At 59.7% G+C, this 24,545-nt stretch carries 24 protein-coding genes; 10 read left to right on the forward strand and 14 right to left on the reverse strand.

What is annotated here, in order from left to right:
* Positions 1-32: 32 nt before the first annotated feature.
* Both bcsN and ASE04_RS09000 read right to left on the reverse strand, forming a co-directional pair.
* The gene (gene bcsN / locus ASE04_RS08995; protein ID WP_056815324.1) at positions 33-992 is read right to left on the reverse strand and encodes a cellulose biosynthesis protein BcsN; all 960 of its coding nucleotides are present in this window, start codon (positions 990-992) and stop codon (positions 33-35) included.
* 269 nt (positions 993-1,261) lie between these two features.
* On the reverse strand, positions 1,262-2,059 hold the full coding sequence (locus ASE04_RS09000; RefSeq protein ID WP_056815331.1) for an inositol monophosphatase family protein: 798 nt from the start codon (positions 2,057-2,059) through the stop codon (positions 1,262-1,264).
* A 221-nt stretch (positions 2,060-2,280) separates the two neighbouring features.
* On the opposite strand from ASE04_RS09000, the gene ASE04_RS09005 reads away from it, so the two are divergent.
* Positions 2,281-3,294 carry a LacI family DNA-binding transcriptional regulator gene (locus ASE04_RS09005; protein ID WP_056815335.1) on the forward strand — a complete coding sequence of 338 codons (1,014 nt, stop codon included), beginning with the start codon at positions 2,281-2,283 and terminating at the stop codon, positions 3,292-3,294.
* Between the two features lie 29 nt (positions 3,295-3,323).
* Here the strand turns inward: ASE04_RS09005 and ASE04_RS09010 are convergent, their stop codons facing one another.
* From ASE04_RS09010 to ASE04_RS09035, 6 genes are all read right to left on the reverse strand, one after another.
* The gene (locus ASE04_RS09010; RefSeq protein WP_082597293.1) at positions 3,324-3,902 is read right to left on the reverse strand and encodes a sugar transferase; all 579 of its coding nucleotides are present in this window, start codon (positions 3,900-3,902) and stop codon (positions 3,324-3,326) included.
* Positions 3,903-3,904: 2 nt separating this feature from the next.
* Positions 3,905-4,837 carry an NAD-dependent epimerase/dehydratase family protein gene (locus ASE04_RS09015; protein WP_056815340.1) on the reverse strand — a complete coding sequence of 311 codons (933 nt, stop codon included), beginning with the start codon at positions 4,835-4,837 and terminating at the stop codon, positions 3,905-3,907.
* Between the two features lie 35 nt (positions 4,838-4,872).
* Positions 4,873-6,789, reverse strand: a complete 1,917-nt coding sequence (locus ASE04_RS09020; protein ID WP_056815342.1) for a polysaccharide biosynthesis protein — start codon at positions 6,787-6,789, stop codon at positions 4,873-4,875.
* Entirely contained in the window at positions 6,779-8,137 is a 1,359-nt protein-coding gene (locus ASE04_RS09025; protein WP_056815347.1) for an O-antigen ligase family protein, read from the reverse strand. The genes ASE04_RS09020 and ASE04_RS09025 overlap by 11 nt, the downstream gene beginning before the upstream one ends.
* Entirely contained in the window at positions 8,134-8,955 is an 822-nt protein-coding gene (locus ASE04_RS09030) for a glycosyltransferase family 25 protein (protein WP_082597294.1), read from the reverse strand. Before ASE04_RS09030 ends, ASE04_RS09025 begins: the two co-directional genes overlap by 4 nt.
* A 288-nt stretch (positions 8,956-9,243) precedes the next feature.
* Positions 9,244-10,557, reverse strand: coding sequence for a hemolysin family protein (locus ASE04_RS09035; protein WP_056815667.1), 1,314 nt, complete (start codon positions 10,555-10,557; stop codon positions 9,244-9,246).
* Positions 10,558-10,804: 247 nt separating this feature from the next.
* Between ASE04_RS09035 and ASE04_RS09040 the strand changes: the two genes are divergently transcribed.
* Positions 10,805-12,043: a D-arabinono-1,4-lactone oxidase gene (locus ASE04_RS09040; protein ID WP_056815355.1), complete on the forward strand. Its 1,239-nt coding sequence runs from the start codon at positions 10,805-10,807 to the stop codon at positions 12,041-12,043.
* Positions 12,044-12,152: 109 nt separating this feature from the next.
* Here ASE04_RS09040 and speB (ASE04_RS09045) read toward each other — a convergent pair whose 3' ends face one another.
* The 3 genes from speB (ASE04_RS09045) to ASE04_RS09055 all read right to left on the reverse strand — a co-directional run bounded on the left by speB (ASE04_RS09045) (position 12,153) and on the right by ASE04_RS09055 (position 14,317).
* A complete protein-coding gene (gene speB / locus ASE04_RS09045; protein ID WP_056815358.1) occupies positions 12,153-13,199 on the reverse strand; it encodes an agmatinase in 1,047 nt (348 codons plus the stop codon).
* Between the two features lie 83 nt (positions 13,200-13,282).
* Positions 13,283-13,675, reverse strand: a complete 393-nt coding sequence (locus tag ASE04_RS09050) for a YybH family protein (protein WP_056815360.1) — start codon at positions 13,673-13,675, stop codon at positions 13,283-13,285.
* A gap of 15 nt (positions 13,676-13,690) precedes the next feature.
* Positions 13,691-14,317: a TetR/AcrR family transcriptional regulator gene (locus ASE04_RS09055; RefSeq protein WP_056815364.1), complete on the reverse strand. Its 627-nt coding sequence runs from the start codon at positions 14,315-14,317 to the stop codon at positions 13,691-13,693.
* Positions 14,318-14,433: 116 nt separating this feature from the next.
* Here ASE04_RS09055 and ASE04_RS09060 point away from each other — a divergent pair, with 116 nt between their 5' ends.
* From ASE04_RS09060 to speB (ASE04_RS09090), 7 genes are all read left to right on the forward strand, one after another.
* A complete protein-coding gene (locus ASE04_RS09060) occupies positions 14,434-15,528 on the forward strand; it encodes an extracellular solute-binding protein (RefSeq protein ID WP_056815367.1) in 1,095 nt (364 codons plus the stop codon).
* A 77-nt stretch (positions 15,529-15,605) separates the two neighbouring features.
* Entirely contained in the window at positions 15,606-16,469 is an 864-nt protein-coding gene (locus ASE04_RS09065; protein ID WP_056815371.1) for an ABC transporter permease, read from the forward strand.
* Entirely contained in the window at positions 16,469-17,260 is a 792-nt protein-coding gene (locus ASE04_RS09070; protein ID WP_056815373.1) for an ABC transporter permease, read from the forward strand. The genes ASE04_RS09065 and ASE04_RS09070 overlap by 1 nt, the downstream gene beginning before the upstream one ends.
* Positions 17,257-18,351 carry an ABC transporter ATP-binding protein gene (locus ASE04_RS32165; protein ID WP_056815376.1) on the forward strand — a complete coding sequence of 365 codons (1,095 nt, stop codon included), beginning with the start codon at positions 17,257-17,259 and terminating at the stop codon, positions 18,349-18,351. Before ASE04_RS09070 ends, ASE04_RS32165 begins: the two co-directional genes overlap by 4 nt.
* 9 nt (positions 18,352-18,360) lie before the next feature.
* Positions 18,361-19,095, forward strand: coding sequence for an MBL fold metallo-hydrolase (locus ASE04_RS09080; protein WP_056815379.1), 735 nt, complete (start codon positions 18,361-18,363; stop codon positions 19,093-19,095).
* A 13-nt stretch (positions 19,096-19,108) separates the two neighbouring features.
* Complete coding sequence (locus ASE04_RS09085; RefSeq protein WP_056815382.1) at positions 19,109-20,542, forward strand: aldehyde dehydrogenase family protein; 1,434 nt, start codon at positions 19,109-19,111, stop codon at positions 20,540-20,542.
* A gap of 83 nt (positions 20,543-20,625) precedes the next feature.
* Positions 20,626-21,597, forward strand: a complete 972-nt coding sequence (gene speB, locus ASE04_RS09090) for an agmatinase (RefSeq protein WP_056815385.1) — start codon at positions 20,626-20,628, stop codon at positions 21,595-21,597.
* Positions 21,598-21,611: 14 nt separating this feature from the next.
* On the opposite strand, the gene ASE04_RS09095 is transcribed toward speB (ASE04_RS09090), so the two are convergent.
* From ASE04_RS09095 to ASE04_RS09105, 3 genes are all read right to left on the reverse strand, one after another.
* Positions 21,612-22,139 carry a flavin reductase family protein gene (locus ASE04_RS09095; RefSeq protein ID WP_056815390.1) on the reverse strand — a complete coding sequence of 176 codons (528 nt, stop codon included), beginning with the start codon at positions 22,137-22,139 and terminating at the stop codon, positions 21,612-21,614.
* 15 nt (positions 22,140-22,154) lie between these two features.
* Positions 22,155-23,507, reverse strand: a complete 1,353-nt coding sequence (locus ASE04_RS09100; protein WP_056815393.1) for an LLM class flavin-dependent oxidoreductase — start codon at positions 23,505-23,507, stop codon at positions 22,155-22,157.
* Positions 23,508-23,673: 166 nt separating this feature from the next.
* A complete protein-coding gene (locus tag ASE04_RS09105; protein ID WP_056815399.1) occupies positions 23,674-24,075 on the reverse strand; it encodes a c-type cytochrome in 402 nt (133 codons plus the stop codon).
* A gap of 124 nt (positions 24,076-24,199) precedes the next feature.
* On the opposite strand from ASE04_RS09105, the gene ASE04_RS09110 reads away from it, so the two are divergent.
* Positions 24,200-24,424 (forward strand): hypothetical protein, encoded by a 225-nt coding sequence (locus tag ASE04_RS09110; protein ID WP_056815404.1) that lies wholly within the window; start codon positions 24,200-24,202, stop codon positions 24,422-24,424.
* Positions 24,425-24,545: the final 121 nt, after the last annotated feature.

Genomic DNA, 24,545 nt, shown 5'->3' on the forward strand with positions numbered 1-24,545 from the left:
AGCCGGCGCCTGTGTCGCCGGCTTAGTCTCGTCTATCTCCGGCAAGCGGCACTCATTGCCGCATCACCCACGCAGTCAGGCGACGGCACGGTAACTCCGCTTGCCGTCATGGCTTGTTGTTGAACCGGTGCCGGGGCAATCGCACCGGCTTGCGGCATGTCAGGCCCCGGCACAAGCGGACCGACGGCTTGCGGAAGCACCGGTGCTGCATTGGGGGTATTGGCGGCGGTGCGTCTGACCGGGCCTCTGCTTATCGTCACCGGTGCCGGTTCGTAGCCGATCGACATGGGCATGTTGCGATACCCGCCGTCGTCCGGATAAATCGGGCTCCCCGGTCGGCCGATAGTGGGATCCGAACCTTGCGTCAGGCCGTAGGGATTCCAGATCTCACCGTTGAATGTCCCGACGATCGTGTAGCCATAGACGATGCCGAGGAGCTGCCGTTCGGAAGCGCGCGCATCGCACAACCGAAGTCTGATCTGGATCATGCCGAAATTGCGGGCCTGCGTCTGGGCCGAGCGGCTGGATCGAACCTGCTGCCAGGCGTAGAGGCATGTATCCCCGGTTCTGCTCTTTCCGGACGCATAGCCGAACGGCCCGTAGCTGTTCTGCAGGAAGGTTGCCGATGTCGCCAGTCGCACGCCCGGAACCGAGCTTGCCATCTCGCGCGCAAGGCCGCTCTCGCTGACCATCCGATACGGCGCGCTTCCTGTCCCCGGGTTCTCGCCGCTTGCACCAAGGAACTGCACCTTCAGGAAGTTCTGGCCCGGCACCGAGGAGGATGTGAACAATGAAATCGTCTGTTCAATACCGTTGCCGCGGGTGTGCTGAACTACATTGACAATAGAAGGACCGCCAGGCGGAGGCAGCGCTAGCGCTTTCTCGCTGGTAATTGTCTCCGGCATGTTCGGCTGCCGAATGCTCCCTGTCGAGGTGCAGCCGGCTGTAAAACCGGCCAACCCGGCAAGGGCTATCCATCTCAGCAGATGCATCGTTTGGACCACCGCAATCGTTCTTCCTAGCAACCCACACAGATTTCGCGCAGGCCTTTCGAATCAACGACCTAGAGGGTCGCTAGGTATGGTAAACGACGGATATGGTTAACGATCGGTTAACTTCGGGGATGGATGACGCGCCCGTGATCGTCGCTGCCGTCGACGGGCCGGACCAATATCAGCCATGTTGCAGGCAGCCGCTTCGAACCCCATCGCGCGTTGGCCCGCCAGGACGAATGGCCCGGAAGTGCGCAATTCGTATAAGGCTATACGCCGGCGATTGTCTTCAGGTCGTCGATGGCGCCGGGTGCTGCGGCAATCACCGGTGCGCCCTTGGTGAGTTTTTCGCCCTCGGTCGGAAATGAATGATACCAGCCGCCTGCTTCCTTTACGAGGCAGTAGCCTGCGAGGCAGTCCCAAGCGTGCATGTAAGGTTCGTAGTAGCCGACCAGGCGTCCAGCTGCGACATAGGCGAGCATCAGGGCGCCCGAGCCATTCCGAATAAAGTTTCCGCCGGCGGTGAGCAGATCCTCGACGATCTTGGCGACGATCGCGGGTGTCACATGGCTGTTCGCGCCGATCCCGGTGACGGCATTTCGAATGTTGCGCGACGGATCAAGTGTGAGCTTCTTGCCGTTGAGCGTGGCGCCCATGTCGAGTGCGCCCGCATACATTTCATCGTGGCACGGCGCGAAAATGACGCCGACCACCGGCACGCCGGAATACAGCAAGCCGATCGATATGCACCAGTTCGGCATGCCGTTGACGAAGGGGCTCGTTCCATCGATCGGATCGACAACCCAGGTAAAGCCGGAGCTACCCACCTGCAGGCCGTACTCTTCGCCAAGAATGCCATCGTCGCCGTAAGTGGCCAGGATCCTAGCGCGGATCAACTCTTCCACCTCGCGATCGGCAACGGAGACGACATCCTGCAGGTCACGCTTCGTTTCGATGACGAGGGTGTCTCTCCGATTGAAGTAGTCGAGTGCGACAGCGCCGGCTTCTCGGGCAATTGCCTGCGCGAGGGCAAGGCGCGCAGGCAAATCGGGGGCTAGGCTTGGCATTTCACACGTCCTTTAAAAACGGCCTGATTTCGGGCAACGTTTACCGGCAGTCAGCCGAGTGCCGGTAAACGATTCCAGCTTCTTGCAATCGCGTGCAAAATTCGCTCCGAAATAGCGAGCTGTCAATAAGGACGTCCTGCGCAAACGCTTGAAATGAAAGTCTTCGCGATTGCACGCTTATGCGCACTTGTGCACAATAGCGACAAAGCGGGGAGAGTCGGGTGGCTTCGAAGTTGTTTGTCAGTGCCCAGGAGGTCGCGCACAGGGCGGGAGTGTCTCGGTCGGCGGTTTCGCGGACATTTACGCCTGGTGCCAGTGTATCGGCCGAAACGCGTCAACGCGTTCTCAAAGCCGCTGAAGAGCTTGGCTATCACGTCAACCACCTTGCGCGCGGCCTGATGCGCAATGAAAGCGGTATCGTCTGCCTGATCGTGTCGGACGTTGCGACGCCCTATCGTGCTGCGGTTCTCCGCGAACTTACCCTGCAGCTTCAGAATGCAGGCAAGGTCGCCATGCTCATCAATACCGACCGCTCGGACGGCAGCGTGGATCGCGCTCTGCATCAGGCGATCCGCTACCGCGCCGACGCATCGGTCATCCTGTCCGGTCTGCCCGACAAATCGATCGTTCAGCTGTGCCTGCGCAGCGGACAGCGCCTCGTCTTGATCAATCGCGATGACGATCAGCCCGGTCCGTTGAGGATTAATGTCGATGATGCCGATGCTGGCTCCAGGGTTGCGACGGCGTTTGCCCGTGCCGGCTGCCGCAGGCTGGCGTTCGCAAATTCGCTTGCCGGTACCCCAAGTTTGGTGCGTCGCGAGAAGGGCTTCGTGGCTGCAGCCGCCGCTCTAGGGCTGGAGGTGGTTGTCGAGCGCTATGGCGCGACCGGTTACGAGGCGGGGCAGGTGTTGGCGCAGCGATTGCTGACACGTAGCGAGCGCCCGGACGCCGTCTTCTGCGCAACCGACCTTCTGGCCTGCGGCTTCATGGATGCCGCGCGCCGGCAATTCGGGCTCGCCGTGCCAAGCCAGCTCTGTGTCGCCGGCTTTGACAATATCGAGCAGGCGTCGTGGTTATCCTATGAATTGACGACATTTGCCCAGCCGGTCGACAGGATCGCGAAGTATGCGATTGACTGGTTGGGGACGGATGACAGCGGCGAAGACGGCGTCGGACCTGAGCCGATCACTTTGACCGCTGAGCTGATCTGGCGCAGTTCGATCCGGGGCGGCTGACACCGCTTCGCCGATGGTCCCGATAGAGTTCACCGAGTGGCGGCGTCGCCGCTGCCTTTTCCCGCGATCGAGCCAAGGATCAGCTTAAGATCGCGCCACAGCCCAGCCGTCCTGATGTATTCGGCATCCGCCTTCGCAAGAGCCTCGGGGGTGGACATGTCGATCCCCGAGAGTTGTGCCAAGCCGGTAATGCCGGGACGGATCGAAAAGACATTCTTGGCTCGCCGCGCGGCGATGACGCCCGACTGTGTCGGCAGGCACGGGCGAGGGCCCACAAGGCTCATGTCTCCACGCAAGACATTGATGAGCTGCGGGAGCTCATCAAGCTTGTAAGCGCGCAGTGTACGGCCGATCGGGGTGATCCAAGCCTCGGCAGCATCATGAGATCCCACGTTGGGCGTACCGGCGGCCATGGTTCGGAATTTGATGCAGGTGAAGGGCTTTTCGTTGTAGCCGACCCGCTCCTGCAGGAATAGTGCCCCGCCGGGGGAACTGCGGCGGACGAGATACGCGATGACCAGAAGAACCGGCGACAGCACGATCAGGCCGAAAAGCGAGGCAGAAAAATCGAGCACACGTTTCAGCCCGCGATCGAGAGTCTGCAGCATTGTCATTCCTTTTCACGCAGGCGCGGCGACAACACTCTGTCTAACCCTTCTCGCATCGTGAAGGGAGGTGTCCAGCCAAGCGATCCACAGGTCTGCGAGCTGTCGACCTCAAGCGACTGTGTCAATCGCTGAACGAGTTCGGCCTTTCCAAGCATACGTGCTGCGGTTTCAAGCAGGGTGACGGGGAAGGGCAACAGGATTGCGGATGTGCCGGCAGCCGAGGCGACCATCCTGAGCAGCTGCGGTGTCGAAACAGCGTCGCCATCGCTCGGGAGCAAAACTGTGCTTGTCACCGTCGGATGAAGTGCTGCCGCCACGATGATGTCTGTCAGGTTCTCGAGATAGATCATCGAGCGGCGGTTCTCGACCGACCCCAACGGTAGTGGCAGGCGTTTTCTGACGAGCCCGACAAGGGCCTCGAAGCTGCCGCGTCCGCCTTGGCCGTAAACGAGTGGCGGGCGGATCGATATCGTCACCAGTCCGGTTCTCTTGCCGATCTCGGCGAGACGCTGCTCCGCTTCGAGCTTGGAGCGGCCGTAGGCGCTGTCAGGGGAGGGAATGGACGCTGGGGTGAATGGACGACCGGGCTCGGTCATTTCCCCATTCGCCTTGATCGAACTCAGGAAAATGAAGCGCCTGACACCAGCGGCCGCGGCCTGCTTCGCAAGTCGCGCGGTCCCGTCGACGTTGACGGCCCGATAGGCGCTGTCGGCCGTCTTTCCCTCGGTAACATTCTGGTTTGCGGCGGCGAGGTGGACGATCGTATCGACGCCCCTCAAGGCCTCGGACCAATCGGTATCGGTCCCAACATCGCCAATCGGAACATAGCCCGGCAGCGTACGGCGGCTCACGGCGCGGTACGGGAGGCCACGTTGTTTCAGGGTTTCTTGCAGCCCCTTGCCGATGAAGCCGGAAGCGCCGGTAATCAGAAACATTCAATCTCCATCAGGTGGGAGGACCTCAACCGCCTCTACGGCGCGAGTTCCTGCCTGAGCGACACAAGATCAACGACTTTCTCGAACGGGCGATAGCCGGAGACGAGTTCACTCAGGCAAAGGCGAAGGGCGCCTGCATCGCCAGCGAGCGCGAAGTCACGCAGTTCCTCGAGCTTGGTTGACAGCTCGGACCACGGCATGAATTGCTCCCTTGCCGCCCGAATCTTCGGGTGCTCGGTAAATTCGGGATTGTCGCTGATCAGCAGTTCTTCATAGAGCTTCTCGCCGGGACGAAGGCCCGTCGTGACAATCTCGATATCCCCAGCGGGATTTTGGTCGTCGCGCACCGTCAGTCCTGATAACTCTACCATTCGCCGCGCCAGATCGATGATCTTGACCGGCTCGCCCATGTCGAGCAGGTAGACGTCGCCGCCTCTGGCCATGGCGCCAGCCTGGATCACGAGCTGCGCGGCCTCCGGCACGGTCATGAAGAACCGGGTGATATCCGCATGCGTCAGGGTGATCGGACCGCCGCGACCGATCTGCTGGCGGAACAAGGGAACGACGGAGCCCGAGGAGCCAAGAACGTTCCCGAAGCGGACCATGGAGAACGTCGTTGTCGAGCTCTGCGCCGCCTGCGCCTGCAGGACCATTTCCGCAAGCCTCTTCGTCGCGCCCATGATGTTGGTCGGTCTGACAGCCTTGTCGGTGCTGACCAGGATCAGCCGGTCCACGCCGGCGGCAACAGCCGCCCGTGAAACGGTGAGCGTTCCGAAAACGTTGGTCTTGACGCCCTCGGCGGGGTTTTGCTCGACGAGGGGAACATGCTTGTAGGCGGCTGCGTGATAGACCGTAGCCGGTTTCCAGGTATCGAATATGCTCTTGATGCGGGCTTCGTCGCAAACGCTCGCAAGCAGCGGCACGATCTGAAACATATCCTCCGTCACGTCGCCCGATAGCTCGTTCTGCAAGGCATAAATGCCGTATTCGTTCTGATCAAGAAGCAGAAGTGCAGTGGGCTGCATCTTCGCGATCTCACGGCAAAGCTGGCTTCCGATCGAGCCTGCGGCGCCGGTAACGAGGACGACGCGCCCCTTCACGTTCTGTTCAAGAAGCGATGGATTGGGTGGTACGGCGCTGCGGCCAAGCAGATCTTCGATGTCGAGATCTTGCAGGTCCGTCAATTGCGCGCGCCCAACCGCAAGTGCTCCGATATCGGGAACGGTGCGCACCGCCACTTTGGCGCTTCTCAGCGTCTCGAGGATTTCGTTGCGGCGTGCCCTGTCGATCTGCGGGAGGGCAAGCAGGACAGTCCGTACTCTCAGCTCGGCACAGGTCTTGAGAATGGTTTCTGGATTGAAGACCTTCACGCCGTTAATCAGGTTTCCCTGCAGACCGGGGTCGTCGTCGAGAAAGCCGACGACCTTGAATTCGCCTCCGTGGCCGAGCGCACTCACGAGCTGCCGCCCTTGTGGTCCTGTGCCATAAACAAGGGTTCTGACTTCAGTGCTCTGCCTCAGGATGCGGTTGTAGGCATCGTAAAGGAAATAGCGCGCCACGAAACGCGAAAGGCCGACGGCCAGGAGCAGAAGCATCGGCTGCAATATGCCGACCGTTCGCGGTATCGTCGGGATGCTGATGACGGTGAAAATCGCCATATAAATCAAGCCGTAGATCGCCACGCATTTGATCACGGTGACGAAAGCGGCCCAGCCGATGAAACGAAAGATCGCTCTGTAGAGGCCAGAGGTGACAAAAAGCGGCAACGCAATCAGCAGCGATACCGGAATCGTGATGTACTGGACGCCGGAGAGCGCGTACCAATCGTTGAAGCGAAAGCAGAACGCCAGCCAGACTGTCAGGACACAGAGGCCCGCATCGAAAATGAGGGCCACCAGCCGCTTGGCTGGCCGCGGGATAGCGAGAATTCTCTGAGTGTAGCTATCCACGATGCGATCCGCCCTGGCCGATCATTCCGCCCTCGAGTCCCGTAGCCGTCGTGAGTTTGACGTCTCTTGCGCGATCACGCATGCGAAGAGCGCATGCAAAAGTCAAGGCTCCGCAGAGGAGGACGAAGCTCTCGCCGATAGCAAGCCGGTTGTTGGAGTTGCTGAGAATCGTGAAGCAGAAGTAGATCACGAATGTCAGGTAGCATGAAAACGCGCTCTTGCTGATGACGCCGGCAAGCGCGGCCCGGTGTAGCCGGTGGATGGTGGCCGCAAGAATGAGCACGAAGATACCGAGACCGACGAAGCCATAACGCACAAGGATCTCGAGATAACCGTTGTGGATCAGCGTATAGGGCACGCCAGCGTAATCGGTCGTATGCCAGATCGTCAGCCAGCCGTTGCCGCTGCCGAAGATGGGGTTCACCTTCAGCACCTCGAGCGCGTTGGTCCACAGCTGAAGACGTTCATCCAGCGACGTTGGCGTTCCGTTCGATGCGATCGCGTCCTTCATGACCGCAATAAGGGAGTCGCCGTCGTAGAGGCGCGTGCCGATACCGGCGACCGAATTGAAAGTCGCCAGTGCGACTTTCTCGAGATTCGCGCGGACGAGATACGAGCCGACGACCACGATGCCTGTCAGGGCGACCATTGCGGTTCTGACATGGGCCTGGCGGATGTAGACGAAAGCGCAGATCACCATGGTTGCCAGAGCGGGGAGCAGAGCCAGCCACACGCCCTTGGATTTGGCGCCGTAGATGTTGACGAGGGCAAACGCCATGATCACCAGCGCCAGGGCGATTGCCACGTTTCTCGCACGTCGAGCGGCACCGACTTCTATCTGGTGGGCCATGAAGTGAAAGACGCCCAGGAACAGAAAACCGCAGCCGACGGCGCCGTGTATCGAATTGTGGTGAAGGAGAGGGGAAATCTGGTCGCCGGCGGCGATCGACCCATAAGGCGTGAGGACAACGAAAAGCAGGGCGGCGATCGCAAAGAGAGCAAACAGCGCCCGTTCGACGGACTTCCACGTCGCCGTCAGAGCGACGCCGAGGATCGGGAAAAACGCCGGAAACACGTAGAGCCATTCGGAAGCGCCGTGTTCCCCGAAGGCAATGTATTCGAAGAGGAACCGGATCAGCGCGTAGGCGGCCCATGCCACGCACAGCACCGCCAGCCAGTCTCGCATGACGCGGCGGCAATCCGCCTGGCAGGTGACGGCGGCGATGATCGTTAAGGTGATGGCAGCGTAGCGGTAAACGTCGCTCTCGACGACCACCGCGGACATGAATGCCAGCCACAGGACGACGGGAAGCGCGGCAGTGATACGGTTGTAAACGAGCGTTTTGTTCATCCGAGTGCGTACTTTATCCGTCGGGTTAACTCGATGATGCGAAAGATATGAGTCGGGATTTTCCGAAGGCCTCGGAGCTTGATCGAGCGATACTTGGCTCGATCGGCGATCTGGCTCTCGTGCGACCGTTCCGACAGATGCAGGACATTGTCCTTGACGCTGTAGACGCTGAGGCCGGTCGCCCAGCCGCGTTCCAGCGCAATATCATAGGGTAATTCGATCTGCTCCAGCTTTTCGAGCACCTTCAAGGCGCCTTTCCGCGTCACGAGATAGCAGGCAGCAGACCCTTGGGGGCCGAATAGACAACGGCCGACGTCGTCGCCGCGGCTTGTTCTGGCGATGCTGCGATGAAGGACTGTTCTGTGGTTCAAAAGCTTTACGACATCGGCGGCCGGTGTAGCAGCAAGGATAGCGGCTGCGCGTTCAACGAGGTCTGCCTGCAGGGAGACGTCGTCTTCCATGATAATCGCGGCATCGGCGCTGCTGGAGAGGAATGTGCGGAGGGCGCTCATGTGCGCCAGATAGCAGCCATACTCTGCCGGCAGCATGGGGCGCCCGTTTGCGCGAACAAAGGCGCGATGCCGATAGAATGCGGCCTCTGCGAGTGAAACCTTGCTTGCGTCGACGCCAGCAACCCGCTCAACAGCCATCCCAAGCTTCTCTGCCTCGCCCTGGATGTGTTGCCATCTGTCGAAAGACCGATCGAGATTGATGACGTAGGCAGCAATGGAATCGGAAAGCGGCTGCCCGCAAGCCGTTGCGGTCAGCTCTGTCGATTCACCCAGTTGCGTATCCTGCGCCGACTGCCGATCCTGCATCACCGCTCTTCCAAACCTTTGCGATCAGAACAGCCAGAAAATGACATTTCGATGATCGGCAAGCACTCGCCCATAAGGTGCGTACTGCATTAGTGCGTCTTCATGTTAGGTGCAAGCCGCCTGAAACACAGTCGGTATCGCTATCGCTCACCGTATCCACGTTTGAGGGCGCTGGTATCAGTCAAAAGCAGTGAAGGAAATCAAAAGTTTTCCACAGTCGTGATGCTGTCAGACCCCGCTACCGGCGAGAGGCGATAGAGTGCGTGCATCCGCCGCACTCCATTCTGCTCAATGCAGAGACTGTCCGCTGTCCACCGCAGGCGTCGATGTTTCGGCTGTCAGCAGCAGCTTGTCGATGCGGCGCCCATCGAGATCGATCACTTCAAATCGCCAGCCGTTCTTGACGAAGCTCTCGCCGAGATCCGGCAGGTGCTTCAGTTCTTCGAGAACGAGGCCGGCAACCGTCTGATAGTCGCGGTCGCCGTCGGCAGCAAAGCCCATGAAGTCGGAAAACTCGTCGATCGGCGTCCAACCCGAGACGAGGTAACTCCCGTCATGGCGGCGAACGATCGCCTGTTCGCCGATGGTATCTTCCTGCACCGCGCCGAGAATGCCTTCCAGGATGTCGCCAGATGTCACGATACCTTCGAAATGGCCGTACTCGTCGTAAACGAGAACCAGGTGGCACGGGGAGCGACGGATGGCCTGAATGACATCAAGCGCGCCCGAGAGGTCCGAAACCACCGGTACTTCCTGCACCATGGCGGCGATATCCACCTTCTGCGACGATGCCAGCGCGTCGTAGAAATCTTTCGCGAGCAAGATACCGATGATCTCGTCGGAACTGTTCTTGCGCACAGGCAGCCGCGCTTTCTCGGAACGCTGAAGTTGGCTTCGGATCTCTTCGAAGCTATCCTCGATGTCGACCACCTCGACTTCGCGACGCGGTGTCATCAACGCGCGCGCGGTTCTGTCGGCCAACCGCATCACGCCTGAGATCATTGCCGATTCCTCGGTTTCGATCACGCCGGCGCTATGTGCTTCCGCCAGGACGGTCTTGATTTCTTCGTCGGTGACGCCATCGGCAGTTTTTCCGGATTGGCCAAGTATGCGAAGGACGAGCCTGCCCGAGAAATCCAGCAGCCAGACGAGCGGAGATCCAAAGCGCGACATCCAAAACATTGCCGGGGCCACCTTGCTCGCGACGGCTTCAGGCGCTCGCAAAGCGATCTGCTTCGGCACCAGTTCGCCGACGATGAGCGAGAGATAGGTAATCGCGACGACGACCGACCCGACGCCAAAACCGTCGGCCATCGCCGGGGACAAGCCCTGCGCGGATAGCCAGCCGGACAGACGAGCGCCGAGCGTCGCGCCCGAAAACGCACCGGAAAGGACGCCGACAAGGGTGATGCCGATCTGCACCGTCGATAGGAAGCGGCCGGGGTTCTCGGAGAGCTTGATGGCGATCGAAGCGCCTCGGCTTCCCTGATCGGAGAGAACCTTCAGTCGGGCCGGACGTGAGGAGACGACAGCAAGCTCGGACATGGCCAGAACGCCATTCAAGACCGTAAGAATAATGACAATCGAAATTTCGAGAAGCAAAATCAAACCTTATGTTTTTTGCAGTTTCATAAGGATATGCAAACTACGCGCCGAACGCCAGTCGAAGAAATGTTACCGGCGTTTTCGGAGCCGCGGACGCTTGCGACAAGTCCGCGTTCGGCGCCGGAACACCGTCCTGTGCCTTTCGCGATTCCCAAGTGTGGGCTCTTATGCTCATCCTTGCGCCGCATTCGAGTGATTCTTCGACAGCGGTCCTTCCATTCGTACAGCCCTTCAGAGGTTCTTCATGAAAACCCCACCAAGCGCAAACTGGGCAGAGAGCTTTCGCTACGGCTTTCGCGACTGCGTTTACCCCACATCGGTTGACGCGCTTTGCGAGACCGTTGCACGATCGAAAAATCTGAAGGTTCTCGGCTCTCGGCATTCATTCAATGCGATCGCCGATGGCGATCTGGCCATTATCTTGTCGGAGATGCCAGTTGATCCGGTTGTGGCGGCGGACGGCGCAAGTGTTTCGGTCGGAGGGCATGCGACCTACGGAGAACTCGCCAGCTTTCTGAATGAACGGAAGCTCGCAATCCATAATCTCGCCTCGCTTCCGCATATTTCGATTGCCGGCGCCATAGCGACGGCCACGCACGGTTCGGGCGACGGCAATGGAAATCTCGCGACGGCTGTTAGCGCAATCGAGTTCGTTAATGCTGACGGCGCCCTTTCCCACCTTAAACGAGGCGATCCCGATTTCGCGGGCGCGGTCGTGCATTTGGGAGCGCTTGGCGTCATTACCCGGGTGACGCTTGATGTCATGCCGGAGTTCGAGGTGGCGCAAGGCGTCTATGAAGGATTGTCATGGCCTGCTTTGCTCGCGAATTTCGATGCGATCATGGGAGCGGGCTACAGCGTCAGCGTTTTCACGCAGTGGGGCGAGCAGGCGGGTGCGATCTGGTTGAAACGCAATGCCGGCGCGGATAGCTGGGCCGAGGATATGTTCGGCGCGGTGCGATCCACCGTTAAACGCCATCCCATCATCGGGCTCGACCCGCAGAACTCGACCGATCAATTGCAGCAATACGGGCGATGGTCCGATCGCCTGCCGCATTTCAAGATGGGGTTTACACCGAGCAATGGTGAAGAAATCCAGTCGGAGTACCATGTGCCCCGACGGTACGCAGGCGCTGCCATAGAAGCACTTCTCGGTATTCGCGAACGATTTGCCCATTTGATCCAGGCGAGTGAATTTCGCACCGTGGCCGCTGACGATCTCTGGCTTAGCCCACAGTACCAGCGCGATACGCTTTCCATCCATTTCACGTGGGTTCGAGAACAGGCAGCCGTCGAGGAGGCCGTTTCTCATATCGAGGAGGTGCTTTCAGCGTTCCAGGCGCTACCGCATTGGGGCAAGGTGTTCTCGCTACGCCCGATTGGCCGGCTCTATCCGAAGTTTGCCGAATTTTCGGCGCTGAGGGATCGATTGGATCCTCAGCGGAAATTCTCCAACATGTGGCTGGAGACTGTGCTCGCTTAACTTTGGCCATTGTGTCTGCGGGCAGGTGAAGCGTACGGTAGCGGGCTTCTCCTTTTTGCCTGGTCGAGCGGGTGGCGAGAATAGCACGCCACCCATCAGCAAGATGCAATCAACCTTTGGTCACGGCAGGGCTGAATACCAATAGGCTCAAGATTTCAAACAGCACCTGAGCACCGGCCTGCGCGGTGTTGGTCGTGCTGTCGTACTGCGGCGCCACCTCGACGACATCGCCCCCAACGAAGTTGAGCCCCTTCAGGCCGCGCAGGAGTTCCAGAGCCTCACGGCTGGTCAGGCCACCGATTTCAGGCGTGCCGGTACCCGGCGCGAAGGCGGGATCGAGGCTGTCCACGTCGAATGACAGGTAGGTGGGGCCATCGCCGACGATCTGCCGCGCTTTCTCTATAATCGCCGGGATGCCCATCCCGTTGATTTCCTCCGCGTGGATGACCGTCATTCCGGATTCGTAGGAGAACTCCCAGAGGTATTCGGAAGGCCCTCTGATCCCGATTTGGATCGTACGCGTCGGATCGAGGACGCCGTCGAGAACGGCGTTGCGCATCGGACCGCCATGATGGAACTTCGTCTGGTCGAACGGACCGCCGGTATCGCAGTGGGCGTCGATATGGATGAGCCCGACGGGCGCCTTGGCGCCGACAGCTTTCAGAATCGGATGCGTGATGGAGTGGTCGCCGCCGACGGAGAGCGGAATAACGCCCGCCTCGACAATCTTGCCGATCGCTGCCTCGATATTTTGATGGCACTGCTCGAGCCGGTAGCGGCTGCCGAACGGGATATCGCCGATATCGGCTACGCGCAGGTCGTAGGCCGGTGCGCAGTCCAGCACATGGTTATAAGGGCCGATACGCTCGATGCTGCGGACCGCTCTCGGCCCAAAACGCGAGCCCGGTCGATTGCTGACGCCCAGATCCATCGGGATCCCCACCGCGGCAACCTGAAGGTCGCCGAAATCAGGAGCGGAAAAATTCACTTCCTTGTACGGAAGGCCGGCAAAGGTCGAAATGCCGGAATAGGGTGCCGCTCGTGTGCCTCCTTTGAAGATTTTTTCGGCCACGCGCTTGAAGCGCGGATCGAAGAACTCGGCGTTGTCGCCAAACTTCTTGCGCAGATCTTCAAGGTGCTTCTTCAAGTCGACCATTTCTTGTTCCTTCTTCCGCAGTCTCTAATAGCATTTCTGATAATGGCCGCTCGCTCAAGCGTGGCCGCACCGGACGGCTCGCTTCAAGGCCGCGGCGACAGATGTTCGTGGATCGCTAGCCACTCACCGGTCGCCTGCTTCGCGAAAACGATTGTCTCCCGCTCGGCACTGGTGACCGGCTCGCCGTTGAAGGCGAGGTCCGTCTCGACGGAGTGGGTGAAAATGGCAATAGGCCCCGTAATGCGGACGTCTCGATCGCTCGAACGACAAGCGCGCACGCGAAAGCCGTCGCGGCTCTCCCAGAGCGCCCATTCGGCTTCATATTCGGCGCGCGTGCCGAGCCGCCGGTCGAGATTGTGAAATATGAAGGTGGCTTCTGGTGCGAAAGCCGCGAAATAGCTGTCGCGATCGTGCCTGCCGAATGCATCGACGAGGCTGTCCGCCGCCGCAAGCACGGCATCGTGCTGGTGTTCCATCCCTTTGGTTCCCTGTTATTGAATTCTTGGGCTGCTGATCAAAAGTGCCAACGGCCTGTTCTGTCTTGCGACGCGCTCCTTGAGCGCTTCAAGCGTCAGCGCGTCCTCTCTGACGAACTCGATGAACATCATGTTGAGATTGTTGAAGACCATCTGCCCGACGGCGACCGCGTCGATACCCGGCATGACGGCACCGCGCAGCTGCAGTTTCTGCACCAGCATCGAAACCTGATCACACAGACGCCCATCCAGCTCCGTGTAACGCCTGCTGAAGGGGCTTTCCGGCTGTTGAATGGATGTCGCCATGGCGATGCGCCACATTTCCTTGCTCAGATAGACAAGCGAGTGATCGAAATACTGGTCGATCAGAGCCTGGAGCGCGTCGAGCGTCGTGGCCGGTGGGTTTTCGACAATGGCCTTGCCCGATTCCAGGACCTCCTCGACTTCCATCGAAACGGTGGCGACGAGGATGTCTCCCTTGTTCTCATAGTAGTTATAGAACGTACCGACCGAGACCTCCGCGCGCTCGGCGATGTCCTCGATGCGCGCGCTGTCATAGCCAACCTCGCGAAACAGGCTCGCTGCGGCCTGTAATATGCGACGATTGCGATCGGCTTTCTGCCTGGCGCGCAGTCCCGTCATGTCTGATCTTTCAAATAATGAATGTCCTCAAAAATCATATTGACTTAAAAAATGAACTCATTCAATCTTTTTCATGAAGGCGCCGAAACGAGCGCTACCGACCAGAGGGCAACATCATGACTGATCTTATTGCAGGCATATCTGCGCGCAGATTTCTGACTTCCGCCGCGACATTGGCTCTTGCTGCGGCATCTGCGGCACTCACTTCGGCGCCGGTTCTGGCGCAGGACGAGCTGAATGCACTTGTCTGGTGCGATCACACCGATCCGGCTTTGATCGAACCGTTCGAGAAGGCGAACGACGTCAAGGTCAATCTGAAGGAATACGAAGGCACCGGCGCCGGGCTTTCCATCATCGATCAGTCGCGGCCGGGAGACTGGGACGTGCTGGTTATCGACGGTGTCGACGTGCAGCGCGCTGTCGACAAGGACATCCTTGCTGAGATGCCTGCCGATGCGCTGCCGAATGCGGATATCTTCCCTGAAGTGCGCATGGAGGCCAACAATAGCCGCGACGGCAAGATCTACGCCGTTACCGAGAAGTTTGGCTACAATACCGTTTCCTATGACAAGACCAAGGTTGATCCCGCCGACATGAAGGACATGTCGAAGCTCTGGTCCGACAAGTACAAGGGACGCATTGCGGTTTACGACTACTACCTGCCGATGATCGGTTTGACCGGGATCGACCTCGGCAAGACGACGGCAAGCCTGTCGGATGCCGACATGCCAGCGATCAAGGACAAGCTGTTCGCCCTCAAGGCCAATGCAAAGCAGGTCAGCGACGTCGTTTCGTCGCAAACGGCGCTTGCCACAGGTGAGGTCGACATCGTGTTCGGCGGCGGCGAATGGCTGACGGCGGGACTGGTCAAGGACAAACCCAATCTCGACTGGACCATTCCTGAACAGGGTGCCGTGCGCTGGGCGCAGTCGATCGGCGTGATGAAGGACTCGACGAAAAAGCACCTCGCCCTGAAGTTCGTGCAGTATATCGTCAGCCCCGAAGGGCAGGCACGGCTTGCGACGTCATCCTGCTATTGGGCAATGCCGGCGAATGCGAAGGCAGGCGACCATCTGACTGCCGAACAGAAGACCGCTTTGCGTTGGGACGAGCAGGCCGATTATCTCAAGCGCACGCAGCTTTATCCAATCCCAAGCGCGGAATTGGACGCCAAGATGCAGGACGCATGGACCGAGATGCTGCAGCACTGACAGCTTCGGTTCCGTCGTAGTGCCATCCATCACCATACCCTCTCCCTTGTTGGGGGAGGGAAGTCGGAGACCTGTTCGTGGCTGCTGCTTCCCTTGAAGATAACGAACGCCGCAAGGCTTGGGGCTTTGTGGCTCCAGGGCTTATCTGGACGTTTGTCTTCTTCGTCGCTCCATTTCTCTTTATGGTCGCCATGAGCCTCTGGGCGCAGCAGGGCGGTTCGATCGTCCGCGTCTGGAATTTCGGAAACTATATCGCCTTCTTCGAGAAGGGCGCGCTCTTCCGCGGACTGACGAACTCGCTGGAGATTACCGCTATCGTCACTGTCCTTTCGATCCTGCTTGCCTATCCTCTGGCCTGGATCATTGCCGAGCGGGTGCCGCAGAAATATCAGCGAACGGCACTGATCCTGGCGATCCTGCCATTCTGGACCTCCTATGTCGTCCGGTCCTATTCCTGGTTGCTGGTACTGTCGCGCAACGGCGTGATCAATCAGACATTGATCAACATCGGCGTCATCAGCGAACCGCTGGAGCTTGCCAGCAACCGCACGGCAACGGTCATCGGCTTCGTCCACTTCTTCGTCATGCTTCTCACGCTGACGATCTACGCCAATCTGGTCCAGCTTTCGCCGAATTATCGCCGTGCCGCAGCCGACCTCGGAGCGAATGCATTCCAGACTTTCTGGCATGTCATCCTGCCGCTCACCATGCCCGGCATCATGACCGGTGCGTTCCTGACCTTCGTTCTCTGCATCGGCGACTACGTCACGCCGCAAATTCTCGGCGGCAACAATGAGCTTGTCCTCCCGCAGATCATCATGTTGCAGCTTGGCCGCCGTGCCGACTTCCCGATGGCCGCCGCTCTTTCCATCATCCTGATGCTGGTCGTTACCGCCGCATACGTCGCCTGCGCCCGCTGGCTGAAGATCGAGAGGACGTGATGACGCGCGACAGAGCCACCAACATTGTCTGCAGCGTCTATGCCGTTCTGATCTTCGGCTTCATCTTTCTGCCGGTGATCGTGCTTGTACTCTTTTCGTTTCAGGACGGGCGCCTGCCGGTGCCGCCGTTCAACGGTTTCTCGCTTCAATGGTATGAGGCCGTCTTTGCCGATCGCAAGCTGATGTCCGCGCTGCTGCATTCCTTCCTGGTGGCAACGCTGTCATCCCTTGTTGCCTGCCTTCTCGGATTTTTGGCGGCCTATGCGCTGGCGCGCTTCAAGCTGCCGGGGTCCGCCTGGCAACGCGGTCTGCTGATCGCGCCGATGACGGTCAGCTATCTGATTATCGCGCTTGGGCTGCTTACGGTCCTCAACGTGCTGAGCATCGGCCTTTCGCTCTGGACTGTCGGCATCGGTCACGTAGTGATCAATCTGCCGCTCTGCTTCGCGATCATCTATTCGTCCATGGGCGACCACCACATCAACATCGAGCGCGCGGCGCGCGATCTCGGCGCCAGCGACTTGAAGGTCATGGCGCTCGTGACGGCGCCGATGTTGCTGCCGTCGCTGCTTGCCTCCTTCTTCCTGTCGATGACGTTCAGCTGGGATGAATTCATCATTGCCTTCCTGCTGTCGCGCTTCGACGTGACCCTCCCGGTCGAGATCTGGAGCCTGCTTCGGTCCGGTCTCAACCCAAAGACCAACGCCATCGGCTCACTGGTATTCCTCGTTTCGGTCACCTTGCTTGTTGTGCTGGAACTGTTCCTGTTCGGAAGGACAAAGAAATCATGACCGCACCGGTTTCAATCGAGAACGCGACAAAGACCTTCGGCAGTTTCACGGCGCTCGACAACGTTTCTCTCGACATCAATGCAGGCGAGTTCATCGTTCTGCTCGGGCCTTCGGGCTGCGGCAAGACTACACTCCTTTCCATCCTCGGAGGCTTCCTGTCGCCGACCACGGGGCGGATCGCGATCGGCGGCAAGGAGATGACCAACGTGCCGCCGGCAAAGCGACCAACGACCACGATGTTCCAGGACTACGCCCTCTTCCCGCACATGAAGCTGAAGGACAATGTAGGTTTCGGCCTGCGAATGCGCGGTGTCGGAAAGGCCGAGCGTGAGGAGCGGGCGAAGAGCTTTCTCGATCTCGTCGGCCTCAAGACTTCCGCCGACAAGAAGCCCCACGAGCTTTCGGGGGGACAGCGACAGCGCGTCGCGCTTGCTCGCGCCCTGGCCGTCGATCCCGACGTTCTGCTGCTCGACGAGCCGCTTGGTGCGCTTGACCTCAAGCTTCGCCGGCAGATGCAGGACGAGTTGAAGGCGATCCAGAAGCGCGTCGGCACGACCTTCGTCCACGTCACCCATGACCAGGAAGAGGCGATGGCGATTGCCGATCGGATCGTGGTGATGAACCAGGGAAAGATCGAGGATTTCGGACCGCCTTGCGAAATCTACATGCGTCCCCGGTCGCTTTTCTCGGCGGGCTTCATGGGCGAAGTGAACTTCATTCCGGGCAAGGTCAGGGAAGCCGGTGGCGGCCAGACGGTCGTGGAAACCCGGCTCGGCAATGTCGTGTTGCCGACCACCTGCTTCATGGCCGGCATGCCATCGGCTGGGGATGCGATTACACTCTGCATCAGGCCGGAACATTTCCGCCGGGCCGGTGAGGGCGATGCTCCGGTCACCGTCATGGGGCAGGCCTCAGTATCGGGCAGCGCCTTCTTCGGCACGCATTACCGCTGCCACCTTGCACCCGCCGCGGCGCCTGGCATGAGCGTCGTTGCGCACATGCCGCAATCAGCGGCGGTGACGGAGGGGCAGGCGGTTACGCTTGCCGTCAACGTCGGCGACATCGTAGCCTTGCCCTCGAAACAGGCATAGGCTGAAACGATGGAACGTGTTGCGCCGGACAAGTGGTACCAGGTGAAGCGGCTGGGGGACGATATCACCCTCATTTCCGAGCCGTTCATTCAGGAATTTTACCGATGCAACGTTTGGCATGTGCGCGGGCGTGATCGCGACATGTTGGTCGATAGTGGCATGGGGGTCGTATCACTTCGCGAATGGGTGCCGCTCGTCGCCGAGCGTGATCTGATCGCCGTCGCGAGCCACACCCATTTCGACCATATCGGCTGCCATCACGAGTTCGAATGCCGGGCGGTTCATTCAGCGGAAGCCGATCTGCTGGCCAATCCGACGCGTGCAAATACGCTCGCCGACCCTTACGTGACCGACGATATCTTCGATGCGCTGCCGCCCGAGCCTTATTGTTCGAAATGCTACGCCGTGAAGAAAGCTCCGGCGACACGCATCCTCGAAGACGGCGATATTATCGATCTCGGCGACCGGACCTTCGAGGTCATCCACACGCCAGGACATTCGCCGGGAGGCATCGCGCTTTGGGAAGCGAGGACGCAGACCCTCATTTCCGGCGACATTCTTTATGACGGGCCGTTGATCGAAAATACCTACCATTCCAACGCGGACGATTACCTCGCCTCGATGGAGCGGCTTCTGACCATTCCGGCCCGCGTCGTGCATGGCGGGCACTTTCCAAGTTTCAGCGGCGAACGATATCGCGACCTGATCACGAACTGGCTGAACGAAAAACAGAAGAAAATCTGACGGGAGTGACGAAATGCTCGACAAGCGCAAATTCTACATCAACGGCGAATGGGTAGCGCCGCTGGCAGCGGTGGACCTCGAGGTCATCAACCCTGCAACCGAAAAGCCCGTTGCCCTCATCTCGATGGGGACGCCTGCCGATATCGATCGCGCCGTCGCGGCCGCGAAGAAGGCCTTTGTGACCTACGGCCGCACGACTGTCGAGGAGCGTCTGGCGCTGCTCGAAAAGTTGCTGGAGATCTACAAGCGCCGCTACGAAGAAATGGCGCAAACGATCACGCTCGAGCTAGGCGCTCCGATCACCATGAGCCGCGAACAGCAGGCGGATGTCGGTGTAGGCCACCTGCAGGGGTTCATCGATGCCCTGAAGAAGCTGAAGATGCGCGATGCGCTGCCGAATGGTGACGTTTTGCTGCGCGAGCCGATCGGCGTTTGCGGCCTAATTACCCCCTGGAACTGGCCGATCAACCAGATCGCACTGAAAGTTGTTCCAGCCCTGGCGACGGGCTCGACTTGCGTGCTCAAGCCCTCCGAGTTCACACCGCTCAACGCCATGCTTTACGCGGAAATGGTGCACGAGGCCGGCTTTCCTGCCGGCACGTTCAACCTCGTGAACGGCGACGGCGTCAATGTCGGAGCGGCGCTGTCTCGGCACAGGGATGTCGATATGATGTCGTTCACCGGCTCGACCCGCGCCGGCATCGCGGTCAGCAAGGATGCGGCGGACACGGTCAAGCGGGTGACGCTCGAACTCGGCGGGAAATCGCCGAACCTCGTCTTCGAGGATGCTGACCTCGAAGGCCGCATCACCGGCAGCGTTCTTGAGTGTTTCAACAATTCGGGCCAGTCTTGCGATGCGCCGACCCGGCTTCTCGTGCAGAGGTCCGTCTACGACAAGGCCGTGGAGATCGCCGAGCGTGTCGGCCGCGACGCCAAGGTCGGCAATCCAACAGAGGAAGGCGGTCACATCGGCCCGCTTGTCAGCGATGTTCAGTTCGGTCGCGTACAGGCATTGATCGATGCGGGTATTGCCGAAGGTGCGCGCGTCCTCGTTGGCGGGGCAGGCAAGCCGGAAGGCTTCGAAACCGGCTATTTCGTCAAACCGACCATCTTCGCCGACGTCAACAATGAGATGCGGATCGCCCGCGAGGAAGTATTCGGGCCGGTACTGGCGATCATGCCGTTCGACACCGAAGACGAAGCGATCGCGATTGCCAACGACACCAGCTACGGACTGGCCGCCTATGTCCAGACCGGCGATCCTGCCCGCGCCGAGAGAGTGGCGACACGGCTGCGGGCCGGGATGGTTCATATCAACGGTGGGCCGCATCGCTATGGCAGCCCGTTCGGCGGCTACAAGCAATCGGGCAACGGACGGGAAGGCGGCATGTTCGGCCTTGAGGATTTCCTTGAAGTGAAGACGCTTCATCGCCCCGACGCGGCCTGATCGCAATGTGAAAACATGGGCTTGTGCGCGCAGCGCCAGCATCGCACATTGCGCGCCAGGTCTCGCAATCACAGGGAATAACGATGAGTGGAGCTTTCCATCAACCGGTTGATGCCGCCGAGGTTCCTCGCTTCGCCGGTCATTCGACCTTCATGCGGCTGCCAACGGTGCAGACCGCTGCCGGGCTCGATATCGCGCTCGTCGGTATTCCCTGGGACGGTGGAACAACCAATCGGGCGGGCGCGCGCCACGGGCCGCGAGAAGTTCGCAATCAGTCGAGCCTGATGCGGCGCGTCCATCATGTCTCGGGAACCGAGCCATTCAGCATCGCGAATGTTGCCGACGTCGGCGACCTCTCGGTCAATCCCATCGATCTCATCGACGGCCTCAAGCGCATCGAGAGCGGCATGAGCGAGATTGTCGCGGCCGGCGCTATTCCCTTGTCGGTGGGCGGCGATCATCTGACGACGCTTCCGGTTTTGCGAGCAGTCGCAAGAAACCGTCCAGTCGGATTGATTCACTTCGATGCGCATTCCGATACCAACGACCGCTATTTTGGCGATAATCCTTACACGCACGGCACGCCGTTCCGTCGTGCGATCGAGGAGGGATTGCTGGATCCGAAGCGGATCGTCCAGATCGGAATTCGCGGATCGATCTACGATCCCGACGAACACGATTGGGCGAGAGAGCAGGGCATCCGGATCATCTATATGGAAGAGTTTGTCAGCCGTGGCGCTGAGGACGTCATGCGCGAAGCCCGCGACATCGCGGCCGGCCTACCGACCTACGTTACCTTCGATATCGACAGCATTGATCCGTCGATGGCGCCGGGCACGGGAACGCCGGAGGCCGGCGGTTTCACGACCCGAGAGGCGCAACAAATGATCCGCTTGCTTGCCGGAGTAGATTTTGTTGGGGCCGACGTCGTGGAGGTCTCGCCGCCATTCGACCTCGCCGGCATGACAGCACTTGCCGGTGCCACGATGATGTTCGAGCTTCTCTGTGTGATTGCCAGGCAGGTCGGGGATCGGCGCAACGCCGCCGGCGCCTGACCGGTCGTCATGCATCAGGGGCGAATGGCGGCCTCGCCCGACAATCGCCGGTAGCTGCCACGCCAGTAGAGCAATGGTTCCACATCCTCGCGCGTCTCGATCGCACAGACGCGACCGATGAGGATTGCGTGTGAATGGTGGTTGAGGACCGTTTCAAGTTCGCAGTCGAGAACCGTCAGTGCGTCTTTCAGCGCCGACGTCCCGGTTGAAAGACTGTACCACTGTGCGTCCCGATAGCGTTCGTTTCCGCGTCGTCCGTCGAAGCCAGCGAAGGCTTGCGCGACGTGCTGCTGGTTGGCGGCGAGCACGTTCACGCAGAAGCGACGGTAGCGCTCAACCACGGGCCAAGACGAGGATCCACGATTGAGGCTGACGATCACCGAGGGCTGATCCGCGGATAGGGACGACACCGATGTCGCGGTAAAGCCTGTCCGGTCTTCACGTTCGCCGACGGTAATGACGCTGACGGCGCCGGCCAAGTGACGCATCGACAGCTTGAACGCAGATTGATCAACGACGGGCCTGGTTGCCACCTCAAGCATCGGCTCTCTCCCTGGTTAGCTGGCGGCTAGCGCGGTCGCGAAGCGATTGGTCGGCATCGAAAGGCCAAGGTTCTCGCGCAGCGTCTTGCCTTCGTATTCCTCCCGGAAAAGCCCGCGACGGCGCAGTTCCGGCAGAACGAGCTTCACGAAATCATCGAGGCTCGACGGCAGTGTCGGAAACATCAGGATGAAGCCATCCGCCGCCCGGGTCTCGAACCACTCTTCCATGAAATCGGCAATCTGCTTCGGCGTGCCGGTGATACCGTTGCCGGTGTGCTTCTCGGCATAGTGACGGACCAGCTCGCCGACCGTTCTTCCGCTCTTGACGAAATCGGTAAGCTCTTCAAACAGCGCCCGCGATCCCTTGGGCTCCTTCGGCAACCGGTCCATCGGAAACGGCTTGTCCAGCGGGACGCCGCGCAAGTCCGCTTCGAGAAATTCGGAGAGCATCAAGCGACCGACATCAGGGTGCATCTTGTCGATGAGGTATTTGACCTTGGCTTGAGCCTCGGCCTCGGTTTCACCGACGTTCAGCACGACGCCAGGCATGATCTTCAGGTCATCGGGATCGCGCCCATAGGCCGGCATGCGTCCCTTGACGTTTTCGTAGAATGCGCGGTTTCGATCGATGTTCGAGGCGAGGCTGAAGACGATCTCGGCCGTGCGCGCCGCCATGTCCATGCCGGGTTCCGAGCCGCCGGCCTGCGCGATGATCGGACGACCTTGCGGCGATCGCGCGATGTTCAGCGGTCCTCGCACCTGGAAGTGCTTGCCCTTGTGATTGAGTGTGTGGTGCTTGGTCTTGTCATAGTAGACGCCATTCTCGCGATCGAGCAGCAAGGCGCCATCTTCGAAGCTGTCCCAGAGACCAAAGACAACATCCACGAACTCGTTGCCGCGCTCGTAGCGCAGAGCATGCGGATCCAGGCCCTCGCGGTTGAAATTGTAACCCGTTTCGTCGTGATCCGACGTGACGACATTCCAGCAAACCCGGCCATGGCTCAGATGATCGATCGAGGCAAACAGGCGCGCGACATTGTAGGGCTCGTAGTAGCTGGTCGAGACTGTAGCGACGAGGCCAAGCTTTTCTGTCGTCACCGACAGAGCCGACAGCAGCGACAAGGGTTCGAAGCGGTTCATCTTCGTCGGAATGCGGGCGAGAGCATCGGGGTCACCGACAGCCGCCGCCGGAGAGTCGGCCATGAACATGAAATCGAGCTTCGCCGCTTCCGACCGTTTGGCGACATCAAGCAGGTGACTGAAATCGTTCGCGCCGTGAACGTCGCTTGCCGGATGCAGCCAGGAGGCCGGATGAAAGCCGAACGTATAGACGAAGGTGCCCAGTTTCATCTTGTCGGTACGCGCCATGCCATTCTCCCGCGAGCTTTGAATGATTGTCTAAGGTAACGCCGCACGACTTTTTTCATCAATATCGCGGGGCTGACTTCCGTTTTAGTTTTTCTAAAGAGTCGCGGCGGGAGGTATGGTGGCGGCGGTTTCTGCTACTGCTACCGTTCAGGCCTGCGTGCGGCGTTCACGGGTTCGCCTTCAGAAAGCCGATCAGATCATTGATCTCGAATCCCCACAGGCCCGCGAAACGCATTTTTGTGCCCGCCACCATTTTGGTGGGCTTGGATAGAAACGTTGCGAGGTTTTCATCGGTCCAGACAAGTCCGTGTTCTCCGGCTGCCTTCAGGTCTGTCGAATACTCATAGTCGTTGAGAACACCGGCGGTTCTGCCGACCACTCCTTTGAGTGAAGGTCCGAACGAACTCCGATCGCTATCGATCGTGTGGCAACCTGCACACGATCGATAGATCCGCGCTCCGCGCTCCAGATCCGCTGCGCAAGCCTGGTTCGCAAACACGGCGAGCGACAACGCGACCGTTGTCAACTGAACAGGAAAGCCTTGAACGAACTTCACCGGGAATGTCATCAGGTTAAACTCGTTTGTTGCGTGCTCCGAGGGATAGACGCGATCCTACCACGGACCAAGGTCTAACTTGCCGAGCTATTTGCTTTATGGTCCGTTCGTCGAAGACGCACTGCTGGGGAAAGTGATGAGTACGACGCATTGGCCTAAGGCGCATCTGGATGGGAAGGACATCAACGTTCTCTCCGGGATATTAAGACAGTGGTGCACGAGACATCAGTGTGATTTCGATGGCGAAGTAAGCCAGGCGAAAGCGCGCGAACTCGTCCAATGGTTCGAGTTCGGCGTAAAGGATCCGTCCGAGCTCACGGATCTGATCGAAGGCAAGCACTGGCAGGTGCACTCCATCTGACATTAGCCGGCCCGCAGCCGAGGCGCGTGGTTGACGTTGCTGCCGCTGCGTACGCGCGGCTTGCCCAGTGTCAGCAATCACGCTTCGGATATTCGTCCAAGGCTCCTTGTCAGCGATCGCG

Origin of the sequence: Rhizobium sp. Root708, from assembly GCF_001429725.1 — a bacterium.
Classification (GTDB): Bacteria; Pseudomonadota; Alphaproteobacteria; order Rhizobiales; family Rhizobiaceae; genus Rhizobium.